This is a genomic window from Rhodopseudomonas infernalis (genome assembly GCF_022271405.1).
Classification (GTDB): domain Bacteria; phylum Pseudomonadota; class Alphaproteobacteria; order Rhizobiales; family Xanthobacteraceae; genus Rhodopseudomonas; species Rhodopseudomonas infernalis.
Genome location: NZ_JAJNAL010000033.1, coordinates 1 through 23,517 on the forward strand (window position 1 = coordinate 1; position 23,517 = coordinate 23,517).

At 64.6% G+C, this 23,517-nt stretch carries 24 protein-coding genes; 15 read left to right on the plus strand and 9 right to left on the minus strand.

The annotated features are described in order from the left end of the window. The first annotated feature begins 294 nt into the window (after nucleotides 1–294). The 3 genes from LPW26_RS19235 to ychF all read left to right on the plus strand — a co-directional run bounded on the left by LPW26_RS19235 (nucleotide 295) and on the right by ychF (nucleotide 2,807). Nucleotides 295–996 (plus strand): 50S ribosomal protein L25/general stress protein Ctc, encoded by a 702-nt coding sequence (locus LPW26_RS19235; protein ID WP_238737198.1) that lies wholly within the window; start codon nucleotides 295–297, stop codon nucleotides 994–996. A gap of 18 nt (nucleotides 997–1,014) precedes the next feature. Beyond that, complete coding sequence (pth, locus tag LPW26_RS19240; protein ID WP_238737200.1) at nucleotides 1,015–1,632, plus strand: aminoacyl-tRNA hydrolase; 618 nt, start codon at nucleotides 1,015–1,017, stop codon at nucleotides 1,630–1,632. Nucleotides 1,633–1,709: 77 nt separating this feature from the next. Further along, on the plus strand, nucleotides 1,710–2,807 hold the full coding sequence (gene ychF / locus LPW26_RS19245; protein WP_238737202.1) for a redox-regulated ATPase YchF: 1,098 nt from the start codon (nucleotides 1,710–1,712) through the stop codon (nucleotides 2,805–2,807). A 245-nt stretch (nucleotides 2,808–3,052) separates the two neighbouring features. Here the strand turns inward: ychF and LPW26_RS19250 are convergent, their stop codons facing one another. Continuing rightward, on the minus strand, nucleotides 3,053–3,346 hold the full coding sequence (locus LPW26_RS19250; RefSeq protein ID WP_238737204.1) for a DUF4282 domain-containing protein: 294 nt from the start codon (nucleotides 3,344–3,346) through the stop codon (nucleotides 3,053–3,055). Nucleotides 3,347–3,427: 81 nt separating this feature from the next. On the opposite strand from LPW26_RS19250, the gene LPW26_RS19255 reads away from it, so the two are divergent. The 3 genes from LPW26_RS19255 (at nucleotide 3,428) to LPW26_RS19265 (ending at nucleotide 4,685) form a co-directional block, all read left to right on the plus strand. Then, nucleotides 3,428–3,889 carry a MaoC family dehydratase gene (locus tag LPW26_RS19255; RefSeq protein ID WP_238737206.1) on the plus strand — a complete coding sequence of 154 codons (462 nt, stop codon included), beginning with the start codon at nucleotides 3,428–3,430 and terminating at the stop codon, nucleotides 3,887–3,889. Nucleotides 3,890–3,907: 18 nt separating this feature from the next. Continuing rightward, on the plus strand, nucleotides 3,908–4,387 hold the full coding sequence (locus tag LPW26_RS19260; RefSeq protein ID WP_238737207.1) for a MaoC family dehydratase: 480 nt from the start codon (nucleotides 3,908–3,910) through the stop codon (nucleotides 4,385–4,387). A gap of 148 nt (nucleotides 4,388–4,535) precedes the next feature. Continuing rightward, entirely contained in the window at nucleotides 4,536–4,685 is a 150-nt protein-coding gene (locus LPW26_RS19265) for a hypothetical protein (protein ID WP_238737208.1), read from the plus strand. Between the two features lie 209 nt (nucleotides 4,686–4,894). On the opposite strand, the gene LPW26_RS19270 is transcribed toward LPW26_RS19265, so the two are convergent. The 3 genes from LPW26_RS19270 to LPW26_RS19280 all read right to left on the minus strand — a co-directional run bounded on the left by LPW26_RS19270 (nucleotide 4,895) and on the right by LPW26_RS19280 (nucleotide 6,805). Then, entirely contained in the window at nucleotides 4,895–5,335 is a 441-nt protein-coding gene (locus LPW26_RS19270; RefSeq protein WP_238737210.1) for a hypothetical protein, read from the minus strand. Between the two features lie 173 nt (nucleotides 5,336–5,508). Beyond that, nucleotides 5,509–5,940: a nuclear transport factor 2 family protein gene (locus tag LPW26_RS19275; RefSeq protein WP_238737211.1), complete on the minus strand. Its 432-nt coding sequence runs from the start codon at nucleotides 5,938–5,940 to the stop codon at nucleotides 5,509–5,511. 403 nt (nucleotides 5,941–6,343) lie between these two features. Then, nucleotides 6,344–6,805, minus strand: a complete 462-nt coding sequence (locus LPW26_RS19280) for a hypothetical protein (RefSeq protein WP_238737212.1) — start codon at nucleotides 6,803–6,805, stop codon at nucleotides 6,344–6,346. Between the two features lie 176 nt (nucleotides 6,806–6,981). Between LPW26_RS19280 and LPW26_RS19285 the strand changes: the two genes are divergently transcribed. Next, a complete protein-coding gene (locus LPW26_RS19285) occupies nucleotides 6,982–8,235 on the plus strand; it encodes an acetyl-CoA C-acetyltransferase (protein WP_238737213.1) in 1,254 nt (417 codons plus the stop codon). Nucleotides 8,236–8,418: 183 nt separating this feature from the next. Beyond that, entirely contained in the window at nucleotides 8,419–8,745 is a 327-nt protein-coding gene (locus LPW26_RS19290) for a (2Fe-2S) ferredoxin domain-containing protein (protein WP_238737214.1), read from the plus strand. A gap of 28 nt (nucleotides 8,746–8,773) precedes the next feature. Here the strand turns inward: LPW26_RS19290 and LPW26_RS19295 are convergent, their stop codons facing one another. Next, on the minus strand, nucleotides 8,774–9,058 hold the full coding sequence (locus LPW26_RS19295; protein ID WP_238737215.1) for an addiction module antidote protein: 285 nt from the start codon (nucleotides 9,056–9,058) through the stop codon (nucleotides 8,774–8,776). 130 nt (nucleotides 9,059–9,188) lie between these two features. Here LPW26_RS19295 and LPW26_RS19300 point away from each other — a divergent pair, with 130 nt between their 5' ends. Continuing rightward, on the plus strand, nucleotides 9,189–9,764 hold the full coding sequence (locus tag LPW26_RS19300) for a hypothetical protein (RefSeq protein ID WP_238737217.1): 576 nt from the start codon (nucleotides 9,189–9,191) through the stop codon (nucleotides 9,762–9,764). 9 nt (nucleotides 9,765–9,773) lie between these two features. On the opposite strand, the gene uvrB is transcribed toward LPW26_RS19300, so the two are convergent. Beyond that, complete coding sequence (uvrB, locus tag LPW26_RS19305; RefSeq protein ID WP_238737219.1) at nucleotides 9,774–12,773, minus strand: excinuclease ABC subunit UvrB; 3,000 nt, start codon at nucleotides 12,771–12,773, stop codon at nucleotides 9,774–9,776. A gap of 285 nt (nucleotides 12,774–13,058) precedes the next feature. Between uvrB and LPW26_RS19310 the strand changes: the two genes are divergently transcribed. After that, nucleotides 13,059–13,736: a glutathione S-transferase family protein gene (locus tag LPW26_RS19310; RefSeq protein WP_238737221.1), complete on the plus strand. Its 678-nt coding sequence runs from the start codon at nucleotides 13,059–13,061 to the stop codon at nucleotides 13,734–13,736. A gap of 296 nt (nucleotides 13,737–14,032) precedes the next feature. Here the strand turns inward: LPW26_RS19310 and LPW26_RS19315 are convergent, their stop codons facing one another. After that, complete coding sequence (locus LPW26_RS19315; RefSeq protein ID WP_238737223.1) at nucleotides 14,033–15,544, minus strand: AMP-binding protein; 1,512 nt, start codon at nucleotides 15,542–15,544, stop codon at nucleotides 14,033–14,035. Between the two features lie 348 nt (nucleotides 15,545–15,892). Here LPW26_RS19315 and LPW26_RS19320 point away from each other — a divergent pair, with 348 nt between their 5' ends. Genes LPW26_RS19320 through LPW26_RS19340 form a run of 5 tightly spaced genes read left to right on the plus strand, consistent with a single transcriptional unit; the run spans nucleotide 15,893 to nucleotide 19,019 of the window. Beyond that, nucleotides 15,893–17,116: a hypothetical protein gene (locus tag LPW26_RS19320; RefSeq protein ID WP_238737224.1), complete on the plus strand. Its 1,224-nt coding sequence runs from the start codon at nucleotides 15,893–15,895 to the stop codon at nucleotides 17,114–17,116. A 19-nt stretch (nucleotides 17,117–17,135) separates the two neighbouring features. Next, nucleotides 17,136–17,744 carry a hypothetical protein gene (locus LPW26_RS19325; protein ID WP_238737225.1) on the plus strand — a complete coding sequence of 203 codons (609 nt, stop codon included), beginning with the start codon at nucleotides 17,136–17,138 and terminating at the stop codon, nucleotides 17,742–17,744. Nucleotides 17,745–17,746: 2 nt separating this feature from the next. Further along, nucleotides 17,747–18,148, plus strand: coding sequence for a phage holin family protein (locus tag LPW26_RS19330; RefSeq protein ID WP_238737226.1), 402 nt, complete (start codon nucleotides 17,747–17,749; stop codon nucleotides 18,146–18,148). Next, complete coding sequence (locus LPW26_RS19335) at nucleotides 18,145–18,861, plus strand: hypothetical protein (protein ID WP_319942185.1); 717 nt, start codon at nucleotides 18,145–18,147, stop codon at nucleotides 18,859–18,861. The genes LPW26_RS19330 and LPW26_RS19335 overlap by 4 nt, the downstream gene beginning before the upstream one ends. Nucleotides 18,862–18,863: 2 nt before the next feature. Further along, entirely contained in the window at nucleotides 18,864–19,019 is a 156-nt protein-coding gene (locus tag LPW26_RS19340) for a hypothetical protein (RefSeq protein ID WP_238737227.1), read from the plus strand. A gap of 125 nt (nucleotides 19,020–19,144) precedes the next feature. On the opposite strand, the gene LPW26_RS19345 is transcribed toward LPW26_RS19340, so the two are convergent. Beyond that, a complete protein-coding gene (locus tag LPW26_RS19345; protein WP_238737228.1) occupies nucleotides 19,145–20,074 on the minus strand; it encodes a response regulator transcription factor in 930 nt (309 codons plus the stop codon). Then, a complete protein-coding gene (locus LPW26_RS19350; protein ID WP_238737230.1) occupies nucleotides 20,064–23,432 on the minus strand; it encodes a hybrid sensor histidine kinase/response regulator in 3,369 nt (1,122 codons plus the stop codon). Before LPW26_RS19350 ends, LPW26_RS19345 begins: the two co-directional genes overlap by 11 nt. Nucleotides 23,433–23,517 lie beyond the last annotated feature (85 nt).

A 23,517-nucleotide genomic window follows, 5' to 3' on the forward strand; every position in this document is an offset into this window, starting at 1 on the left:
CCCCCCCCCCCCCCCCCCCCCCCCCCCGGGGGGGGGGGCCCCCCCCCCCCCCCGCGGCGCGGGGGGGGGGGGGCCCCGAGCACTGCGCCTGTGGCTACCCCCACCCGACCGGCCTTACGGCCGGCCACCCTCCCCGCAAGGGGGAGGGTAACTTGCGATTTCCTTGTAATTTGCGGCCTTTGCGGCTAGAACGCCGGCACGACTGCGGCCCCCGCACCCCTGGAGGCTTGCCGCGGCGTGTGTACGAGGCCGCCTAGCGGCCTTTAATTTTTGACAAATCAAGGACTTACAACGATGGCGAACGTCTTGGAATTGAAGGCGACCGCGCGTCCGAAGAGCGGCAAGGGGGCCGCCCGGGCAGAGCGTCGCGCCGGCCGAGTGCCGGGAGTGATCTATGGTGACAACCAGCCCCCGCTGCCGATCTCGGTCGAAGACAAGGAACTGCGCCTGCGCATCCAGGCCGGCCGCTTCCTGACCACGATTTTCGACGTCGTCCTCGACGGCCAGAAGCATCGCGTGATTCCGCGCGACTATCACCTCGATCCGGTGAAGGACTTCCCGCTGCACGTCGACTTCCTGCGGCTCGGCGCCGGCGCGACCATCCGCGTCTCCGTGCCGCTGCATCTGAAGGGTCTCGAAGTCGCTCCGGGCGTGAAGCGCGGCGGCACCTTCAACATCGTCACCCACACGGTTGATCTCGAAGCCCCGGCCGAGAACATCCCGCAGTTCATCGAAGCCGACGTGTCGACCCTCGACATCGGCGTGTCGCTGCATCTGTCGGACATCGCGCTGCCGACCGGCGTCAAGTCGGTGTCGCGCGAGGACGTCACGCTGGTCACCATCGTGCCGCCGTCGGGCTTCAAGGAAGAGACTGCCGCTGCCGGCACGGCGGCCCCTGCTGCTGCCGCGGCGCCCGCCGCCAAGGCCGGCGCAGCCAAGGCCCCCGCTGCCGCCGCCAAGGCTCCGGCCGCTGCGGCTCCGGCCAAAAAGAAGTAAACCGCGGAACGCCGCGGCATGCGCTTGTTTGTTGGGTTGGGCAATCCCGGGTCGAAGTACCAGGACAACCGGCACAACATCGGGTTCATGGTCATCGACCAGATCGCACGGCGTCATGGCTTCTCGCCATGGCGCCGTCGCTTTCAGGGCGAGACCGCGGACGGCACGCTCGACGGCGAGCGCGTCACGCTGCTCAAGCCGTTGACATACATGAACGAGTCCGGTCGCGCGGTGCAGGACGCCGCGAGCTTCTACAAGATCGGGCAAGGTGAGGTCGCGGTGTTTCACGACGAAATCGAGCTGCCGCCTGCGAAGGTGCGGGTCAAAGTCGGGGGCGGCATCGCCGGCCACAACGGTCTGCGTTCGATCTCGGCACATATCGGCAATGATTACTTGCGCGTGCGGCTCGGCGTCGGCCACCCCGGCGTGAAGGAGCTGGTGCACAACCACGTGCTCGGTGACTTCGCCAAGAGCGAACGGCCGTGGGTCGAAGCGCTGTGCGACATCGCCGCCGACAATGCCGGCCTGATCGCCAAAGGCAACGATGCCACCTTCGCCAACAAGGTGCATCTGGCGATGCAGGCCAAGGGTTTTTACGACAACGACAAGGGCGAGCCGAAGGGCAGCAACAAGTAGGAGCGTCATACGCGGTCAAGCCCGCGTATGACGCATCACCTTAGTGGCGGCGCCAAGCTCGAACAGCGGGATATACCATGGGTTTCAAATGCGGGATCGTCGGGCTGCCGAACGTCGGCAAGTCGACACTGTTCAACGCGCTCACCGAGACGGCTGCGGCGCAGGCGGCGAACTATCCGTTCTGCACCATCGAGCCGAATGTCGGCGAGGTCGCGGTGCCGGATCCGCGGCTCGATAAACTGGCTGAAGTCGGCAAGTCGCAGCAGATCATTCCGACGCGTCTGACATTCGTGGACATCGCCGGCCTGGTGAAGGGCGCCTCCAAGGGTGAAGGCCTCGGCAACCAGTTCCTCGCCACGATCCGCGAGGTCGATGCCATCGCCCACGTCGTGCGCTGCTTCGAAGATGGCGACATCACTCATGTCGAAGGCCGCGTCGCGCCGCTCGCCGACATCGAGACGATCGAGACCGAGCTGATGCTCGCCGATCTCGAAAGTCTGGAGAAGCGCGTCGACAACCTGACCAAGAAAGCCAAGGGCGGCGACAAGGACTCCAAGGAGCAGCTCGAACTGGTCACCCGCGCGCTGACGCTGCTGCGCGACGGCCGGCCGGCACGGTTCCTCGAGCGCAAGCCCGACGAGGAGCGGGCGTTCCGGATGCTCGGCCTGCTGACCTCGAAGCCGGTTCTGTACGTCTGCAACGTCGAGGAAGGCTCCGCCGCCGAGGGCAATCAGTTCTCGCAGCAGGTGATGGCGCGCGCCAAGGAAGAGGGTGCGGTCGCGGTGGTGATCTCGGCGAAGATCGAATCCGAGATTGCGACGCTGTCACGTGAAGAGCGCACCGACTTCCTAGACACGCTCGGGCTGCACGAGGCCGGGCTCGACCGGCTGATCCGCGCCGGCTACGAGCTGCTGCACCTGATCACCTACTTCACGGTCGGCCCCAAGGAAGCCCGCGCCTGGACCATCACCAAGGGCACCAAGGCGCCGCAGGCCGCGGCGGTGATCCACACCGACTTCGAAAAGGGCTTCATCCGCGCCGAAACCATCGCCTACAACGATTACGTGACGCTCGGCGGCGAAGCCGGCGCCCGCGACGGCGGCAAGCTGCGGCTCGAAGGCAAGGAATACATCGTCGCCGACGGCGACGTGATGCACTTCCGGTTCAATACCTGACGAAGTCGTAGGGTGGCGCTGAGCGCAGCGAAGCCCACGCGGGGATATGCAATATGCGCGTGGGCACGGCGCTGCGCGCCTTTGCCCACCCTACGATTCCATGGCAACCACCTCTCCACGAGTCATTCCGGGGCGCTCGCGTCAGCGAGCGAATCCGGAATCTCTCTTCGCAACAATCTCGGGATTCCGGGTTCGCGCCGAAGAGGCGCGCCCCGGAATGACAAGTTGAGAGGGCAGTGCCCCCGCTACCTGAATCCCTGCTGATCGCGAATCGCGCCGAGATGTTCGTTGATGCGGAAGACGATCAGGATGAATTCCGAGACGATACGGGTCAAAACGATGCCGACCAGGATCGAAGCGAGGCTGGACAGCACCAGGATGAAGCCGCCGAACGGACTCACCGCCATCGCGGCGAGGCCTGAGAACACCCCCGAAATGCCGAACAGCACCGTCACGGCGATCACCAGCCAGTAGAAAGGCTTGATAATCGCTGGCGTAATGAAGCGGTCCCATTGAAACAGGTCGCGAAAATTGAACATAGTGATCTCCCCAGCAATCGGATCGCGGCTTGTGATTGCCGTCAAGTGCGGCCACAATCGGGCCTCCCACCAGCAAATGTCATGACCCTCCTGACCTTCGAAGACTTTCCCCCCGGGCACTTCGGCCGCTTCGGTCCACGCCGCGTGACGCGCGAGGAAATCGTCGCTTTCGCCGCCGAATTCGATCCGCAGCCAATGCATCTGGACGAGCGCGCCGCCGCCGAGTCGATGCTGCAGGGCCTGTCCGGCTCCGGCTGGCATCTGTCGTCGGTGATGTTCCGGATGATGTACGATGGCTTCATCAAGGACACGGCCTCAATGGGCTCGCCCGGCGTCAACGAGATGCGCTGGATGGCGCCGCTGCGGCCCGGCGACGATCTCACCATCGAGGTCGACGTCGTCGAAGCGCGGGTCTCGAACAGCCGACCTGAAACCGGCATCGTCACCTTCAAGTGCCACGTCCGCAACGCCAAGGGCCAGATGCTGTGCGAGATGGTCTCGCCGATCATCATCCGGCGCCGCGACGCGGCCGAGTCGAATTAGCAGATAGCGAGTCATCCGATGCGTTTCTTCGAGGATCTGCATGCCGGGCAGCGCCGCGAGCTCGGCTCATACGAGTTCACTGCCGAGAACATCGTGGCGTTCGCCAAGCAGTTCGATCCGCAGCCGTTTCACCTCGACGAGGAGGCCGGCCGCCGCTCGCTGTTCGGCGGGCTCGCCGCATCCGGCTGGCACATCGCCTCCGCCTGCATGCGGCTGTTGGTGCTCGAGCGTCAGAAGGAAGCGGCCGCCGAGGCGGCGCGCGGTGAGACGATCGCGGTCTGGGGACCTTCGCCTGGCTTCAAGGATTTGCGCTGGCACAAGCCGGTGCTGGCCGGCGACACGATCAGTTATGCTAACGAACTCGTCTCGTTGCGGGCTTCTGATTCGCGGCCCGAATGGGGAATCGTTCAGGGACGCAACACCGGCACTAATCAGCGAGGCGAGTTGGTGTTCTCGTTCCTCGCGACGGCGTTCGTACCCAAGCGGACGACGGGGTAACTGAGGCGAGCAGGCAACAGCCGTTCTGATTTTAACCAAATGTGGCCGTTTTCTGCGCGACGGCCGCGGAACGGCCATTCTATTAAGACGTTGTGAACCGCGGACGGGCATTGCTCGACAGAGTTGGGGACGAGGGGACTAGACGATGATGGCGGACCAGGCTGGACTGAAATGGGTGGGCTTCATTTTCGCCACCATCACTTTGGCCGTCATGATCACCACCGGCATGGTGGTGAAGGGCTATGCCGACGGCGCTTATTCGTTCGACGTTCCGGCCGCGACCGCCTCCAGCAACTGAGCTGTCGAGGCGCCGTGCTCCACAGGCGCGCGGCTTTTATCTTTCCTTAACCACCTCGGATCAGCAAGCGTCGCGCAGCCATCGATCGATGGCGGCGGCGAAGCCGTTTGGTCCGTGGCAATGTTGAAACGAAAAATGCAGCCACCTGACGATGGCTGCATTGATCGATGGCTGCACTGATCTCGGCGTGCGATGCGTGAGAACGGCGATCAGCCGTTGCGCAGATTCTCGGCGCTGCGCTTCCACTGCGAAACATTGTCCGCGATCATGCGGGTCGACTTCATCGCCTGCTGGCTGAGCTGGGCATAACCGGAGATCTCACGCTGCACGCGCTGACCTTCGGCATGCAGCAGGTCGCGCAGGGCTTCGAGTTCGCCGATCAGGTTTTCGATCTCGGCGAGCGAGGTGCCGGCAACGCGCTGGATCAGCGAATTGACGTTCGACACCGTGGCTTCGGCGCTGGCGTCGAGCGCGGACGCAGAGGGGGCGGCAGCGGGCGCCTCAGTGCTCGGCGCACCCGAGGACGGCCGGCGCAGATAGGCGATGTCGTTGCGGACGAAGTCGCGGATACCCGCTTCGACTTCGGAGACCGCGGCGAGATTCTCGTCGATCTCCGGAGTGTCGGCCTTCTCGGATGGAATGGCATTCATCGGCTGTTCCTTTGCATGAGCGTCGAGCAGCGCGGTGTGTCCCCCGCACGCCAAGTTGCGAAACAACACTACAGCGCAATTTGACGGTATCGCGGCCAATCTGCGGCATTGGCCCGATGTTTCGACGAAATCACTAACGATTTGATAACGATGACGGCGGGTTGGCGCTGCCGTCAGGCGAACCGCGGCAGGCTGATCGGTTGCCCCATCGCTTGCTCGACGAGATCGAACGTGTCGATCAGGATCCGCATGTTGACCAGCTTGCCGTGTCTGAACTGGGCGAATTGCGCCATTCGCAGGCTGATCGGCTTGTTGGTATCGAGCGCAGTGAGCGAGTAGCGGATCATCGACGCCGAGGTGTCGACGCCCAGCATGATGGCCTCGCGGTCGAAGCGATGGATGCGGATGTTGTCGGCGATCTGCCGGCAGACCTCGAGGACTGCCGCTTTGCCGTGGCGCGAGCCGAAGAACGGAAACATCTCGATCGGGCCGTACATCGCCCAATCGATGTCCTCGTCGATCATGTCGGCCAGTTCTTGGTGGCGATCTTCGTTCAAAGCGCGATGCAATGCCCGCGAGAAACGCCAGAGATTGTGCTCTGTCATGAAGAATTCCGGATAGATGAAATGGAGGTGCCGGCAGCGGCGCCGAGGCGACATCTTCGTCGCCGCGCCCTTGGACATTTGCTGCGCTTGGTGAGGCGCGAATTAGAAGCGTTATGACGGAAACGCAACGATTTTGTGCGATGCACAAAAATCGTCTCGGCCAAAAAATGCCTTCGACGAAGGCAAATCAGCCGATCCGCCGCCTAGTCTGCTCGAAAAATGCTGCGACTATCGAATTCAAGACCCGCGCGCAGCCCTCGATCGGCGTGATGTGCTTGCCTGCCATGCATCGCCTGGGCCGCTCAAGACGAGCGTCTGTGACCCAACGACGAGCGGGCACGAACGCTTTGGGGCGCTGATTCGCCCGACTTTGCCGAGGGGCGCCGCGGGCAGCGACGCCCGATCAGGCCTTGGTCTTGCGAGCCTTGGTCTTAGGAGCCTTGGTCTTAGGAGCCTCGGTCTTGGCAGCCTTTGGGTCGGCGGCTGTTGCCTTGCGCAAAGGCGTCGGCGTTTTGGCTTTTCCGCCGGACGGCTTAGGGGCGGGTTTGGCAGTCGGAGCTGGCTCGGCGGCTTTCGCGGTCGCCTTGGCCTGTTCGCTGGCCGCGAGCTCAGCCGCCTTTCGCATGGCGCGCGCATAGGCGTCGGCGGCGTTATCAGCCGCGACCTGGAGGCGCTTCGCCGCGGCGGCGCCTTGCTCCATCGCCGCCTGGGCGAGCGCCTTGGCGCGGGCCTTGCCGCTCGCGTCCTTCGCCTTGGCGGCGAGGCCGAGATAGTGATCGCGACGAGCCTTCACCGCGCCGGTGAGCGTCTTGTGCTGCTGCTTCGCGAGCTGCCGGATGATGCCATCCAGATCGGCCTCGGCCATTCTTGTCGTCCCCCAAAATCGTCTCAAGTCGCCTGACATTCGTCGCGGCGGAATATGCGTGCGCCAACTCGGAATGGCAATTCGCCACACCGCGTACAAGGCTTGACTTCACGGCCGGCTCGGACAATCTCGCCGCCAAGCCCCGATAAATCAGACAACAACAGGGAGAACAAGAAATGGCTGACGCCTATATCATCGACGCCGTCCGCACCCCCCGCGGCATCGGCAAGGTCGGCAAGGGCAAACTGGCGGACATGCATCCGCAACATCTCGCCGCAGCCGTGCTCAAGGCGATCGCCGAGCGCAACAAGCTCAACACCGCGGAAGTCGATGATATCATCTGGTCGACCTCGACCCAGCGCGGCAAGCAGGGCGGCGACCTCGGCCGCATGGCGGCGCTCGACGCCGGCTACGACATCAAGGCCTCCGGCACCACGCTCGATCGCTTCTGTGGCGGCGGCATCACCGCGGTGAACTTCGCCGCGGCGCAGATCATGTCCGGCATGGAAGACGTGGTGATCGCCGGCGGCACCGAAATGATGTCGCTCACCGGCGCGATGGCAGCCGAGGACATGGCGGCCGGCAAGCCGCCGCTCGGCATGGGCTCGGGCAATGCGCGGCTCGCCCAGGTCCATCCGCAGTCGCATCAGGGCATCTGCGGCGACGCGATCGCCTCGATGGAAGGCATCAGCCGCGAGGCGCTCGACGCGCTCGGGCTGGAAAGCCAGCGCCGCGCCGCGGTCGCCATCAAGGAAGGCCGCTTCGACAAGAGCATCGTTCCGGTCAAGGACGACGACGGCAATGTCGTGCTGGCGAAGGACGAATATCCGCGTCCCGAGACCACCGCCGAAGGCCTCGCCGCGCTGAAGCCGGCCTTCACCGCGATTGCCGACTATCCGCTCGACGACAAGGGCACCACCTATCGCAAGCTGATCAACCAGAAGTATCCGGACGTCGAGATCAAGCACGTCCATCACGCCGGCAACTCGTCGGGCGTTGTCGATGGCGCCGCCGCGGTGCTGCTGACGTCGAAGTCCTACGCCGATGCTCACGGCCTCAAGCCGCGTGCGAAGATCGTGGCGATGGCCAATATCGGCGACGATCCGACGCTGATGCTGAACGCCCCGGTTCCGGCCGCCAAGAAGGTGCTGGAGAAGGCTGGTCTGAAGAAGGAAGACATCGACCTCTGGGAGATCAACGAGGCCTTCGCGGTGGTCGCCGAGAAGTTCATCCGCGACCTCGACCTCGACCGCGAAAAGGTCAACGTCAACGGCGGCTCGATCGCCCTCGGCCACCCGATCGGCGCCACCGGCGCTATCCTGATCGGCACCGTGCTCGACGAACTCGAGCGCCGTGGGTTGAAGCGCGGCCTCGTCACGATGTGCGCCGCCGGCGGCATGGCGCCGGCGATCATCATCGAGCGGGTGTGAGCGAACGATAGCCGACGCGCTCAGCGCCTTTTCGGAACTGCAGAATGGCCGGGCTTCGTCCCGGCCATTTTCGTTTCGCGACCGTAGGATGGGTTGAGCGCAGCGAAACCCATCACTTCCGTGCATGGGGGCCAATGGGTTTCGCTGCGTTCAACCCATCCTACGATCGATGATCGTCCCTATATGACGATCATGCCCACCAAATCCTCTCCCACCATCGCCCACCCCAAACGCCCGCCGCCGGTGCTGATCTGCGGCAAATGCCTCTCGCGCATCGACGACGGCAAGAAGCTGAAACAGGCGCTGAAATCGGAACTGAAACATGCCGCCGCCGCGCGAGGCGGCAAACGCGCCAAGCTCGTCACCACCGGCTGCCTCGGCATCTGCCCGAAGCGCGCCGTCGTGACCGCCAGCGCAGCGACGCTGGGGCGAGGGGAGTATGTGCTGGTTGAGGAGGCGAAGGCCGTGCGTGAGGCGATGGCGGTGTTGTTGCCCGCACAGATTGACTAGGCGCTGACGTTAGGCCGAGGCGATCAGCTCAGGCTACCTTCGGCTGGGCGACCAGACTGATCCCAAGCGCATGCAGTACTTTTAGCACGGTCGCGAATTCTGGTTTGGTATCACCGCCGAGTGCGCGATACAGATTCTCGCGCGACAATCCGGTGTCCTCAGCGACGCCGGTCATTCCCTTGGCGCGGGCGACGGTGCCGATCGCCTTGGTGATCAGCACCGGATCCTCGGATTCGAACGCTTCGGTGAGATACTCTGCGATCGTCTCCGGGCTGTCGAGGTAATCGGCCGCGTCGAACGGTGTGGTGTTCATGGCGGATCCCACGAGGCAGTTCTTTATTCTGAGAAATTTCCACAAAGCTTAGCTTGAAGAACTGCCAAAAATACATCAAAATTCGGCTCAGGTCCCTGATATTTTGATTGTGCTATTTTGGTCGCCACTTATGAGTGTGCTCCAGTTTATATCCGAACTTATTGGTCATTTGGCTTGGCCTTTAGTGATCTTAGTGTTGCCCTTGGTTTTTCGTCCTCAATTGAATGCGCTCGTCTCTGAGTTGAGATTCAAGGAGCTAACCCTTCCTGGTGGCGCAAAGATGTCGTTCGAAGAACGGCTTGAGGCGGGGCGGGTCATCGCTTCAGAGATGTCATCTCCCATACAGGATGATGCAGGAGTAGGTAGCGAAGCCAATACTCGGAGCGAGGTAATTCAGCGGCTAGCGGCTGAAGCGCCTGATGGCGCGATTGTTCTTGCCTTTATTGAAGTCGATCGCGAAATTCAACGCCTCGCTGAACAGTTAGAAAAGCCACGTTGGTCGAATCAAACGGAGTTGCTCCGCGTACTCAGAGATCGCAACTTGATTGATCCTGCCTCAGAGCAACTCTTCAAAGTTATGCGAAGCGCGCGCAACGCGGCTGCGCACGGTCACCGCAATGTAGTGACGACTTTCGAGGCCGAAGAATTCATCCGTCAGTGTGAGCTTCTCAAGGCCGCACTGAGAGCGGCTAGCCAAAAGCTCTAGATAACTGTCCTACCTCTTCTTCCACCCACCCCGATGCCCCGGCGCGCCGCCGCTGCTGCGCGGGGCGGGGCCGAATTCAGGCCCTGACTCGCGCGAATTCTTCGGCTGATAGATCTTGCTCTCGGTCCCCGGGCCCATTTCGTCGAGGGTCGGCTTGCGCGGTTTGGCGCGTTGCACTTTCTTGACTTCGTGGTAGCCGGCGATCCCCATCTCATCGAGGTCGGGCTTGTGCACCTTGCTGCGCGGGGTGTTGTTGCCGCCGCGCTCGGTCGAGAGCTTTGGCAGATTGGCGGACGCGCCGTATTTCTTGTCGCCCTTGTAGCTGCCGGCTTTCGCCGCCACGCCGCGTTGCTTCACGGTCGGGTCGTCGATCACCGCCAACTCCGTGGCGCGCAGGCGTTTGACTTCGTCGCGCAGCCGCGCGGCTTCCTCGAAGTTCAAATCGGCCGCGGCCTCGCGCATCCTTGTTTCGAGATCGGCCAGCACCGCCTCGAAATTATGGCCGATCACCGCGGCGTCGTCGGTGAAGCCCGAGCCCTTGCCATCGCCGATCTCGACCAGCACGTGGTCGCGCTCGTACACGCTATTCAGAATATCGCCGATCGACTTCTTGACGCTCTCCGGCGTGATGCCGTGCGCGATGTTGTACTCGACCTGCTTCTCGCGACGCCGCGAGGTCTCATCCATCGCGCGCTGCATCGAGCCGGTGACGTGGTCGGCGTAGAGGATGACCTTGCCGTCGACATTTCGCGCGGCGCGGCCGATGGTCTGGATGAGCGACGTTTCGCTGCGCAAAAAGCCTTCTTTATCCGCGTCGAGGATCGCGACCAGCGCGCATTCCGGAATGTCGAGGCCTTCGCGCAGCAGGTTGATGCCGACCAGCGCGTCGAAGGCGCCGAGCCGCAGATCGCGGATGATCTCGATGCGCTCGATGGTGTCGATGTCCGAATGCATGTACCTGACGCGGATGCCCTGCTCGTGCAGAAACTCGGTGAGGTCTTCGGCCATCCGCTTGGTCAGCACGGTGATCAGCGAGCGATAACCGGCATTCGCGGTGGCGCGGACTTCGCCGACCAGATCGTCGACCTGCGTGCGTGCGGGTCGGATGTCCACCGGTGGATCGATCAGTCCGGTGGGGCGGATCACCTGCTCGACGAACACGCCGCCGCTCTCGTTCAACTCCCACGCCGCCGGCGTCGCCGACACGGCGACGGATTGCGGGCGCATCATATCCCACTCTTCGAAGCGCAGCGGCCGGTTGTCCATACAGGACGGCAGCCGGAAGCCGTATTCGGCCAGCGTCGCCTTGCGCCGGAAGTCGCCTTTGAACATGCCGCCGATCTGCGGCACGGTGACGTGGCTTTCGTCGGCGAACACCAGCGCGTTGTCGGGCACGTATTCGAACAGTGTCGGCGGCGGCTCGCCCGGCCGGCGGCCGGTGAGGTAGCGTGAGTAGTTCTCGATGCCGGCGCAGCTGCCGGTCGCTTCCATCATCTCGATGTCGAACGTTGTGCGCTGCTCGAGCCGCTGCGCCTCGAGCAGGCGGCCCTGCGCGTGCAACTGCTCGAGCCGCCATTTCAGCTCGGTCTTGATCGACGAGATCGCCTGGATCAGCGTCGGGCGCGGAGTCACGTAGTGCGAGTTGGCGTAGATCTTGACGAATTCCAGTTCGTCCTGCTTGTGGCCGGTGAGCGGGTCGAATTCCTCGATGGCCTCGATCTCGTCGCCGAACGTCTTGATCCGCCAGGCGCGATCCTCGTAGTGCGCCGGAAAGATGTCGATGACGTCGCCGCGCACCCGGAAGGTGCCGCGGGTGAAGTCGGCCTGGGTGCGCTTGTACTGCAGCGCCACAAGGTCGGCGATCAGCTGGCGCTGGTCGATGCGCTCTCCGCGCTTCACCGCGAAGGTCATCGCCGTATAGGTCTCGACCGAGCCGATACCGTAGATGCACGACACCGAGGCGACGATGATGACGTCGTCACGCTCGAGCAACGCGCGCGTCGCCGAATGCCGCATCCGGTCGATCTGCTCGTTGATCGAGGAGTCTTTCTCGATGTAGGTGTCGGTGCGCGGGACGTAGGCCTCCGGCTGATAGTAGTCGTAATACGACACGAAGTATTCGACGGCGTTGTCGGGGAAGAAGTTCTTGAACTCGCCGTAGAGCTGCGCCGCCAGCGTCTTGTTGGGGGCCAGAATGATCGCCGGGCGCTGCGTGGCCTCGATCACCTTGGCCATGGTGTAGGTCTTGCCCGAGCCGGTGACGCCGAGCAGCACCTGCGTGCGATCGTTGCGGTCGATGCCCTCGACCAGTTCCTTGATGGCGGTCGGCTGGTCGCCCTTCGGCTCGTAGTCCGACTTGATGACGAAGCGCACGCCGCCTTCGGACTTCTCCGGCCTTGGCGGCCGATGCGGCACCCACAGCTTGACGCCACCGTCGTCGCCCTTGAATTCCGGGCGGCCCTCGCGGATCAGGCTTTCCAGCGCGTCGGCCGTGGCCTTGACGCCCAGCGCCTCCATCTTGTTGCGCGGTGGCCGCGCCAGCGCTTCGGCGTCGTCCTCCTCGGTCGGCAGCCCGAGCTGCCGTGCGAGTTCCGGATCGAGCGTCGGGATGGTGGCGGCGGTGCCGAAGTTCGGTCTGGCCTCGCCGGCCTCGAAGGTGGCTTGCGGCGCCTCTTCCAGACGGCCTCCGCCGGCACTGCCCGGCTGCGGATAAGGCTGCAGCGGTGTCGGTCGCGGCGCCCCGCCGTCGCCTGGGAATGTCTTCGGCGTCGAAGCACGGCCGCGATGCACCGCAGCCTCGCCACCGGTGCGGCGATCGCGTGAGTTGTCGGGCGGCGGCTGCAGGCCGGTACCCGAGCCGAGGCCCGCTTCGCCGCGGTTCAGCGCGGGGTTCAGCAGCTCGGCCAGCGCCGGTCCGATCGGCTTCACGTCGGGCCGGTGCGCCTTGGATTTCGGCGCGCGCGAGGTCTTGGCGGCCGGCTTTTTCGGAGTGTCAGGAGATTTCGCCATCGTCGACGAATATGGGCAGAGTCGGCGGTCGATAAAAGAGCGCGTGATGCGGAAGACGATCCGATCGATCGGCGACGACGTTTCTGCTGCGTCACACGGTTCCGGCCGACCTCGTTGCAAAGCCGGAAGATGCAGAACTCGTCGGAATTCCGGGTTCGCTCGCTCGCGCGAGCGCCCCGGAATGACGGGGGTGGCCGGCATGACGGGGTGGGAATGGCTTGACCGGCGGGGCCGTCTCTTGAATCGTCGCTTCGCTTACAAGACGATCCAACGCAGGGAAGCGCCATGACTTTGAAGCTGTTCGAATTGGTCGGCACCGACGCCGCGCGGCCGTTTTCGCCGTTCTGCTGGCGGACGCGGATGGCGCTGGCGCATAAGGGGCTCGACGCGGAATCGATCCCGTGGCGGTTCACCGAGAAGAGCGCGCTGGTGCCCTATGGGTCCGAGAAAGTGCCGGTGCTGCTCGACGGCGACAAGGCGATCGCCGACTCCTGGAGCATCGCGCTGTATCTGGAGGACACCTATCCGGATCGGCCGTCACTATTCGGCGGCGAGGGCGGGCGCGCGATGGCGCGGATGCTGAATGCGTGGGGCGATCTCGTCGTGGTCGGCGGCATCTTCCCGATGATCGTCGCCGACATTCCGCCTCATCTCGGCCCCGACGACGCGGCGTACTTCCGAAAGACACGCGGTGCTCGGTTCGACAAGTCGCTGGAGGAGGTCACCGCCGGCCGTGACGCCGCCGTCACCGGATTCCGCAAGTCGCTCGATCCGATGCGGATGACGCTCAAGACGCAGCCGTTCCTCGGCGGTGCTCAGCCGAACTACGCGGACTACATCGTGTTCGGCGGGTTTCAGTGGGCGCGGGTCGTGAGTTCCTTCGCGCTGCTGGAGACATCGGATCCGGTCTATGCGTGGCGCGACAAGCTGCTCGATGCATTCGGCGGCATGGCGCGCAAGTAGGGCGGCTATCCGGTCTGAGCCAACGATCGAGCTTCGATGTGCGCGCCAACGTGACGTGATGGCCATAGCAAAGCGTGGAACGTCGCTATCCAGCACCGTCATTCCGGGGCGCGCAGCGAAGCTGCGCGAACCCGGAATCCCGATGTGATGGAAAAGAAGCGGCCGCAGGGATTCCGGGTTCGCTCGCTGCGCGAGCGCCCCGGAATGACTCGCGGAGAGGCCCGCGCCGAGCCGCTGCTCTCGAACCAGGTCGTTGCTTTCGAAGGTTCCTCGCGCAACTCGCGAGCCGCGCTTCGTCAGCTGCCCCCATGCGCCGCCTTGACGGCGGTACGGTCGATCGCACCAGCCGACGTGGTCGGCAGCTGGTCGACGAACACGATGTGCTTCGGCTTCTTGTAGCGCGCGATCAGCGCGGCGACGAAGTCGGCGAGAGCCTCGGCCTCGACGCTTTGACCGGGCTTCAGCACACACACCGCCTTGATGGCCTCGCTCCATTGCGGGTCGGGCACGCCGATCACGACCGCTTCGGCGATCGCCGGATGCTGTTTCAGCGCGCCTTCGACCTCGGCCGGGTAGACGTTCTCGCCGCCGGTCTTGATCAGCTCCTTCTCCGGCGCGCGGCCGGCATAGAACAGGTAACCGTCGGCATCGAACCGTCCCATGTCGCCGGTGTGGTGCCAGCCGTTGCGGGAGGCGTGGGCGGTGGCGGCCTCGTTGTTCCAGTAGCCCTTGAACACGGTCGGGCCGCGCAGCACGATCTCGCCGACATCGCCGGGCGGCAGCGGCTTGTCGTCGGCGTCCACCACGGCGACGGTGCGCCAGAACAGCGGCCGTCCGGCTGAGCCCGGCCGGTCGCGATACGGCGCGAAGGTCGACAGCCCCGACGTCTCGGATTGGCCGAAGGTCGCCCAGAACGTCGCCTGCGGGCAAAGCTGTTCGAAACGCTCGATCGTCGCCGGGGTGTCGAGCCCGGTGACGGCGCGCAGGCTCTGCAACTGCGCCGGCGTCGCCTGGTCGAGGATGTTGCCGAGCATCGGGGCGAATTCGGCCAACACCGTCACCTGCTCGGCGGCGATGTCGCGGGCCGCCTGAGCCGGGTCGAATTTGGCGGCGATCACGCTGGCGCCGCCGGCCTGTTGCAGCGTCAGCATCAGCCCGAGCCCGGTGACGTGAAACAGCGGCAGCATCCCGAGATTGACGTCGCGCTCGGTCAGGTGCCAGGCCTCGACCAGCGAACTCTGCGCGATCAGCAGATTGCCCTGCGAGATCAGCGCGCCGCGCGGCCGGCCGCCGACCGCCGCGGTGTGGATGATGACGAATCCGTCCGCCGCCGCGACCTCGGGCGGGACGAAAGCCTGATCCGATGACAGCTCCGCAAACGGCGCGAACGGGGCCGGATCGGCACCGATCGCGTAGACGCGCCGGACGCTCGGCAGCGACGGCTGCAGCCCGGCCACCATGTCCCGATAGTCACTCCCGGCGACCAGCACGACCGGTGCGCCGTCGCTCAGCACGAAGCCGATCTCCTCGGCGTTCAGGCGATAGTTCACCGGCAGCAGGATCGCGCCGACCAGCGCGACCGCGCCGATCAGCTCCACCATCTCCACGCAGTTCTGCGACAGAATCGCAACTCGGTCGCCCCGCTGCACGCCGTCGCGCTGCAGTCCCGCCGCCAGCCGCTCGATCCGACGCAGATAGTCGCCGTGGCTGACGCGGCTGCCGCCGTCGAACACGAAGGCCGTGCGGTTCGGATACAGCGCCGCGTTGCGGCGATAGACATCGCCCAGGGTGAAGTCGTGGAGCGCCATGCATTTCCCCCTTCGGAGCTTCGGGCCGCAGTCTGGCCGGCTCCCTTGCTTGTCGGCCGCGCGCGGCGGCAATCGTTCGCTTTGTAGCTAAGTTTGGCCGGCGAGGGACACCTGAAAGTTGGCGTACATTGCGGCACTCACTTCATGACTGATCGGATTACCGGATGGCGGCGCCTGCGGGGTTGCGCAGGCCCGTCGCTCAGAGGATTTTCGTCGCAGGACCGGCCTCGTGATCTTCCGATCGTTCACCCGGACGCCCATGTGTCGGACGGGTCAGGCTGAATGTCCCACCGTGAGGAACATCGTCAGCCTGACCGAGTTGGACGCTCACAACTTCTGGAGGAACCGATGGCGCACGATGCTCGAACTTTGGACGAGATCCGACGCGAAACGGAAAGCGCCCGGGCCGGCTTGACGCAGACCGTCGGCGAGCTGAAGGCGACCGTTGCGGACACCGCGAGCGACCTGCGCGAGCGCTATTCGCCGCAAGCCATCAAGGACGACGTCACCAGCTACATCAAGACCCGTGGCGAGGAGCTGGCCGACAAGGTCAGCGATACGATCCGTAACAATCCGGTCCAGGCCGTCGCGGTGGGCGCCACGCTGGCCTATCCGCTGTGGAAGATCGTTCGTGCCATCCCGACCCCGGTATTGATGGTTGGCGCTGGCCTCTATCTGGCCGGCTCGAAGTCCGGCCAGCAATTGACGCAGCGTGCCTCGGAGGCGGCGGCCGATCTTGCCGGCGAGGTCGAGCGCCGCGCCCGCTCGTTCAGCGCCGATGTGGCCGATACGGCAGTCGCTGCGCGAGATTACGCCTCCGGTGCCATTCAGGCGGCCGGCGACGCCGCCAGCACCCGCGCCGACGAATTTCGCCGTGTGGCGGCTTCGACGGCCGCAGACCTTCGCCACAAGGGTGAAGACCTGAGCCGCTCGATGTCGTCGCAGACCGATCAGCTCGGCCGCACCGCGGCTGCGGCCGGCGAAGCATTCGCGGGCGAAGTCGATCACGCTGCGCATCGTGGCGCGGGCCTTGCGGACGCCGTCACCGGAGCGATCCGTGATACGGCCGCGTCGGTTCGCGATACGGCGGCTTCCGTTCGTGAGACGGCGGCCGAGGCTGCGGCGCGGCTCGGCCACAAGGTCAGCGATACGGCGGACGCCGGCCTTCATGCGGCTGCCCGCATGCGCGATCAGGCCAGTGATTTGAGCCAGCGTGCCAGCAAGAACGTCACCCAGACCGTCAGCAACAATCCGCTGCTGGTGGCCGGGATAGGGCTCGTCGTCGGCGGGCTTATCGCCAGCGCGATCCCGCGTCTGCGCGCCGAGAAGCAAGTCTTCGGCCCCGCGGGTCGGAAGCTCCGCGAGCAGGCCGAGGACACGGTGAACCGCGGCATGGAGACGGTGAAGCAGAAGGGCCGAGAGGTGTATCAGAGCGCGGTGGATGCCGCTGAGGACGAGGGGCTGACCCCGAACAAGCTCGGCGATCAGGTGCGCGATGTCGGCGAACGCGCCCGCAAGGTCGCCGACGCCGCGGTGTCGTCCTTCGAGTCGCCTTCGCAGAACAAACATTGAATTAGGACGGAGATCCGGGATGGCTGAGCAGTTCGAGAAGACGGGACAAAACGACAAAGCTGGCAACGGTGCCGGGGCGCGGACCGCCCAGCCGCTCAAGGCGGTCAAGAAGGATGCGCAGAACGCCGTCAACGATGTCGCGGATCAGGCGTCCGACACCGGACGCGATCTCAAGGATCGGGTGGTCGGTCTAGCCGAGGAATCGGTCGACGCAGCCCGCGCCCAGGCGGAGGGATTGGCCGGGGCTGCACGCGAGTTCGCCTCTGAGGCGACGGAAGCTATAAAGAGCCGAGCCAACGAGCAGCGAGCGGCGGGCGCCGATTACATCGGCGGCGTTGCCGAGGCGATCCGCCGGGCATCGCGAGAGTTCGATAACGACTTGCCGGTCGCTGGCGTTTACTTGCGCAAGGCGGCCTCGAAGGTCGAAGAGATCTCCGACACCGTGCAGCAGGGCGATATTTCGACGCTGGTCCGTGGTGTTCAGGACTTCGCCCGCCGTCAGCCGACCGCATTCCTCGGGTTGGCCGTGCTTGCAGGGTTTGGCGCGGTGCGTTTCCTGAAGAGCTCTGGGAGCGCGCGGCAGCAGAGCGCGGCAGCGCCTCGCTTCAATGACGAGGATCGGAGCTGACGATGACCATGTCCTCGGGACCGGGAAATCGATCGATTCCTGAACTGGTCGGAGACGCCTTCAACCAGTTCTCCAAGCTGATCAGCAACGAATTCGATCTGGCGCGTGCCGAGATGTCCGACAAGATCGGACAAATCGGCCGCGCGGTGGCGATGCTGGGTGCAGGGGCAGTGATCCTGATCCCTGGGCTGGTGGTGCTGCTGTTCGCGCTCGCGGCCCTGCTCATCGAGAACGGTTTCTCCGCATCGGTGGCTTATCTGATCACGGGCGGTGGCGCCGTGATCGTTGCCGGCGCCTTGATGTGGATCGGCGTCAGCCGTTTGTCGCCCGAGACCTTGAAGCCGACCGTTACGATTGATCAGTTGCAGCGCGACAAGGTCGCGGCCAAGGAGATGGTGAAGTGACCGACAGTAAAAAGGCGATGCCTTTCATTCACGAACTCGGCGACGCGGTGCGCCGTAATCCCGTGTCCACGGCGCTGATCGGAATGGGCGTATTGTGGCTGTTCACCGGCGCTAAGACCGGTGAACGCGTGTCGCGGCTGGCGCATAGCACCGGGCTCGATCGCGTGCCCGACATGGCCTCTGATCTCGTCGATGCCGGCCGGGCCCGGATGCACGATGTGCAGGATCGGATCGGTGACAGCCTGAGCGACGCGAACGCCAAAGCCTCGAGTGTCGTCAGCGCGGTTCGTGAAACCGGGACGGCAGCGTTCGATCGCGTGAGCGATGCGGGACGCGAGATTCCGGAGCGTGGAGCAGAACTGTTCGGCGCCGCCCGGTCTCAGGTCAGCGAGCTGTTCGAAGAGCAGCCACTGCTTCTCGGCGCGCTGGGTCTCGCCATCGGCGCCGGGATTGCGGCGTCGTTGCCATCGACGACAGTCGAGGCCGATTTGTTCGGCGAAACCAGCGATGACTTCAAGAACCAGGCGCGTGAGTTCGTCAGCCACGCCAATGAGCGTGTCGGCGCCGCCGCGCGCGACGCTGTAAGTGCGGCGACCGAAGAGGCGCGGCGGCAGGGCCTGACGCCCGAAGGCGTGATGAACGCCGTCGGCGAGGTTGGTAACAAAGCCAAACGCGTGGTCAGCGCCGCCGAGGACAACCTCAGATTGGAGTAAGCATGGACGACGACAAAAAGCCCGACGATCGTCCCGGCGACGCGATGAAGAGCGGCACCCGCGAGCCTTGGAAGAAGCCCGATCAGAGCTCGCAGACCACCAAGGACGCGCCCTCCAAGCCCGACCTGGAGCGTTGGCAGGACAGCAACACGCACTGAACTCCCGCACAATCGTCGTCATGGCCGGGCTCGTCCCGGCCATTTTGCGTTGAGCCTTGTGCTCAGCAGCGCTCGGGTTGGTTCAGCGGATTTGCAACTCGGGCCTCCCACGTCATGCCGGCCACTCAATTGTCCCGCCGGTTCGCCCCGGTTGCAATCGCGGCCGCCGCGGTGCGGTTTTCGACGCCGAGTTTGGCGTAGATCTGTTCGAGATGCTTATCGACGGTGCGGGGGCTGAGGCCGAGGATTTGCGCGATGTCGCGGTTGGTCTTGCCCTTGCTCAGCCAGGCCAGCACTTCGCTTTCACGGCTGGTGAGCCCGAACTCCGTCGCGAACTCCTTCGGCGATTCGGTCGAACTCTCGCGCGCCAGCCGCAGCAGGAATTCGTTGGGACCGAGCTTCCCCATATATTGCAGCCGTAGTTCGTCATTGCGCAGCAATGAGGCTTTCATCGGGGCCTTCGCCTGCGCGAGCCCGCTATGCACCTGCTCCAGCCAATCGAGCCAGGGTTTGGGCAGGTCGAGCCTCACCCCGTCTTCCGACGCTTCGCCAGCGGCGAGCAGCTTCTGCGCCTGCGGGGTCGCCCACAGCACCTTGCCGACCCGGTCGACCGCCAGCAGAAATCTGCCCGAAACGTCGAGCGCCGCGCGCGCACTCTGACTGAGCCGCGCATTGCCGAGATGCACGCGGATGCGCGCCAGCATCTCGGCGATCACGATCGGCTTGGTGACGTAGTCGACGCCGCCGGCCTCGAGCCCGCGCACGATGTGTTCGCTCTCGGTGAGGCCAGTCATGAAGATCACCGGCACGTCCGACAGCACCGGGCTGCGCTTCAGACGCCGGCAGGTCTCGAAGCCGTCGAGCCCCGGCATCATCGCGTCGAGCAGGATGATGTCGGGCGTGATCTGCTCCACGATCCGCATCGCCGCCGCGCCGTCGAGCGCCACCATCACGGTCATGCCGGCGCCGTCGAGCGCGTCGGTCAGCATCCGCAGCGTCTCCGGGGAGTCGTCGACGACGAGAACGATATCGCGCTTCTTCAGGTCATTGGTCATGGCGATACAGCGTGTCCAAGGTCTTCATGTACTGATCGAGATCGAATTGCTCGACCAGCACGCGCATCTGCGACACGAACAGCCCCGATTCCGGATAGTCGGTGTTGATCTGATCCAGCTTTGATTCGATGCCGCGGATGTATCCGATCTTGCCGAGCTCGATCAATTCCTCGACGTGCTGCATCGGCGGGGTCAGAATTTCGCCCAAGGCTTCGTGCGTTTCGAGCGCTTCGCCCTTGTAGATCCATTCAACTTTGAGGAGCTGCCCGATCTGTTCGAGCAGCCGCGGAATGTCGACCGGCTTCATCAGGTAGCCGTCGTGGAACGGCTGCGCCAGCGGTGCGCCGTGCGCCTCGATGGCGCTCGCCGACACCATCAGGATGCGGGCGTGGTGATGGCCGTTGGTGCGCAGCGTTTCGGCCACGGTCCAGCCGTCCATGCCGGCCATCGAAATATCGAGCAGGAACAGATCGGGCTGGCAATGCTCGGCGAGGCTGACGCAGGTGAAGCCGTCCGGCGCGCTCAACACGATGAAGCCGATCGGCGAAAGAAGTTCCTGCAGCAGATTGCGCTGCGCCGGATCGTCGTCGGTGATCAAAATGGTTTTGCGCGGGCCGTGATAACCGAGAACCGGCGCGCGGATCGCGCGGGTGCGGGTCGGGTTGGCGACTTCCGACAGCAGCAGCTTGACACGGAATGTCGAGCCCTGACCGAGCGTGCTGGTGACGCTGAGATCGCCGCCCATCACGCCGGCGAGCAGCTTGCTGATCGTGAGACCCAGCCCGGTGCCGGTGTGCGGCTGCGACACGCCGAGCGCGCCGCGTTCGAACGGCGCGAAGATGCGCTCGAGGTCGTCGGCATGGATGCCGGGTCCGGTGTCGCGGACTTCGAGCTCGGCCACCGGGTTGCGGTAGTGCACGATGAAGTGGACGCTGCCCTGCTGGGTGAACTTGATGGCGTTGGACAACAGGTTGATCAGCACCTGGCGCAGCCGCTTCTCGTCGGCATAGACCACCGGCGGCAGATATTGCGGGCGCTTGAAGACGAACTCGACGCCCTTGCTGGCCGCCTGCAGCCGGAACATGCCGACCAGCTGGTCGAGGAATTCGCCGAACCGCACTTCGTCGCGCGACAAATACAGCCGGCCGGCCTCGATCTTGGAGATGTCCAGCAGCCCGTCGATCAGGCCGGAGAGGTGATCGGCGCTGCGCCGCATCAGCCGGATCTGATCGCGCGGTCGCGGTGGCAGCGTGTTGTCCTGCTCGAGCAGTTGCGCGTAGCCGCTGATTGCGTTCAGCGGCGAGCGCAGCTCGTGGCTGAGGCCGACGACGTAGCGGCTCTTCGCCAGATTGGCGGATTCTGCGACTTCCTTGGCGCGCTGCAGTTCGGCGTCGGTCTGGCTGTGCGCGTCGATCTCCTGCATCAGCAGCGTGGTCTGCCGCCGGGTCTCTGCCTCGGCGGCCTGCCGGCTCTGCCGCGCCAGCACGAACAGCCAGGTCACGACGCCGACGATGATGACCAGCGCCGAAAACAGCTTCCACAGGATCTCCGACAGCAGAATGTGCTGCGCATCGGTCGCGGGGGCGGCCTGCAGATAGATCATCAGCAGGGTGATGCCGACCAGGCCGACCGACACCGTGAAGACGCCGAGATAGTGCCCGACCTGTGAGTTGAGCAGCGCCAGGACGCGCTGCGGCAGAACCTTGCCGAGCGTGTCGGCGAACTGCGCATCGAACCGCGCGTGCGGCTTGCAGAGGTCGTGGCAGCGGGCATCGAGCGAGCAGCACAGCGAGCAGATCGGCCCCGCATAGGCCGGGCAGTGCGCCATATCCTCCGGCTCGAACGCATGCTCGCAGATGCAGCACTTGATCGCCGGCAGGTTCTGCCAGCTTCGCTTGGGCTTGCGCGCGATGTAGTAACGGCCGCCGGTGAGCAGCGCGATCGCCGGTGCGGCGACGAACGCTGCCAGCAGCGCGACGAACGGCGCCAGCGCCTTCGCGGTGGGCCCGAACACGCCGTAGAACGCGGTAATCGACATCACGGTCGCGATCGCCATCGAGCCGACGCCGACCGGGTTGATGTCGTAGAGATGCGCGCGTTTGAACTCCATCTGCCGCGGCCGCAGCCCGAGCGGGCGGTTGATCACGAGGTCGGCGACCAGCGCGCCGACCCAGGCGATCGCCACGTTGGAGTAGAGCGCCAGCGTATGTTCCAGCGCCTTGTAGACGCCGATCTCCATCAGCAGCAGCGCCACCAGCACGTTGAACACCAGCCAGACGACGCGGCCGGGGTGGCTGTGGGTCAGCCGCGAGAAGAAGTTCGACCAGGCGATCGAACCCGCATAGGCGTTGGTGACGTTGATCTTGATCTGCGACAGCATCACGAATGCGCCGGTCAGCGCTAGCGCCAGTTCCGGCTGCGCCAGCACGTAGCGGAACGCCTCGCGATACATGTGCGACGGCTCGGCGGCGTCCTCGGCGCCGACGCCGTGGCTCAGCGCGAAATACGCCAGGAACGAGCCGGCAATCAGCTTGAGCGCGCCGGGCACGATCCATCCTGGGCCGGCGCTGATCATGGCCATCCACCATGCCGTTTTCGAGGTGCGGCGGTCGCGCGGCAGGAAGCGCAGGAAGTCCACCTGTTCGCCGATCTGCGCCACCAGGGCGAACACCACGGAGGCGGCGGTGCCGAACAGCAAGAGATCGAGGTGACCGTCCGGATTGCCATGGGCACCGGAGAAGCTCCTCCACTCGACGAACGACTCCGGGCTCTTGATGGCGATCGCCGCGAACGGAAGGATGTGCAGCAGGATCCAGAACGGCTGGGTCCATAGCTGAAACCGGCTGATCAGCGTGATGCCGTACATCACCAGCGGAATGATCACCACCGCGCTGAACAGATAGCCGAACGCCAGCGGCAGGCCGAAACACATCTCCAGCGCCTTGGCCAGGATAACAGCCTCGATGGCGAAGAAGATGAATGTAAAAGAGGCATAGATCAGCGACGTGACCGTCGAGCCGATATAGCCGAATCCGGCGCCGCGCGTGAGCAAGTCTATATCGACGCCACATCTGGCTGCGTGATAGGCAATCGGCAGGCCGCAGCAGAAGATGATCACGCTGACCACCAGGATCGCGGCGGTGGCGTTGGTGACACCGTAGTTCAGCGTGATGGTGCCGCCGATCGCCTCCAGTGCCAGAAACGAAATCGCGCCGAGCGCGGTGTTGGCGACGCGAAGCGCGGACCAGCGCCGCGCGCTTTTGGCGGTGAAGCGAAGCGCGTAGTCCTCGAGGGTCTGATTAGCGACCCACTGATTATACTGGCGCCGAACGCGGTCTATGCGCTGCCGCCCCGCCAATGCCGCTCTCCCCGCTGCCACGCTCCCTTGCGTGAAAAACCTACGTCGCGATCTTGCGATGCAACATACGTGATCTTGCGTATCG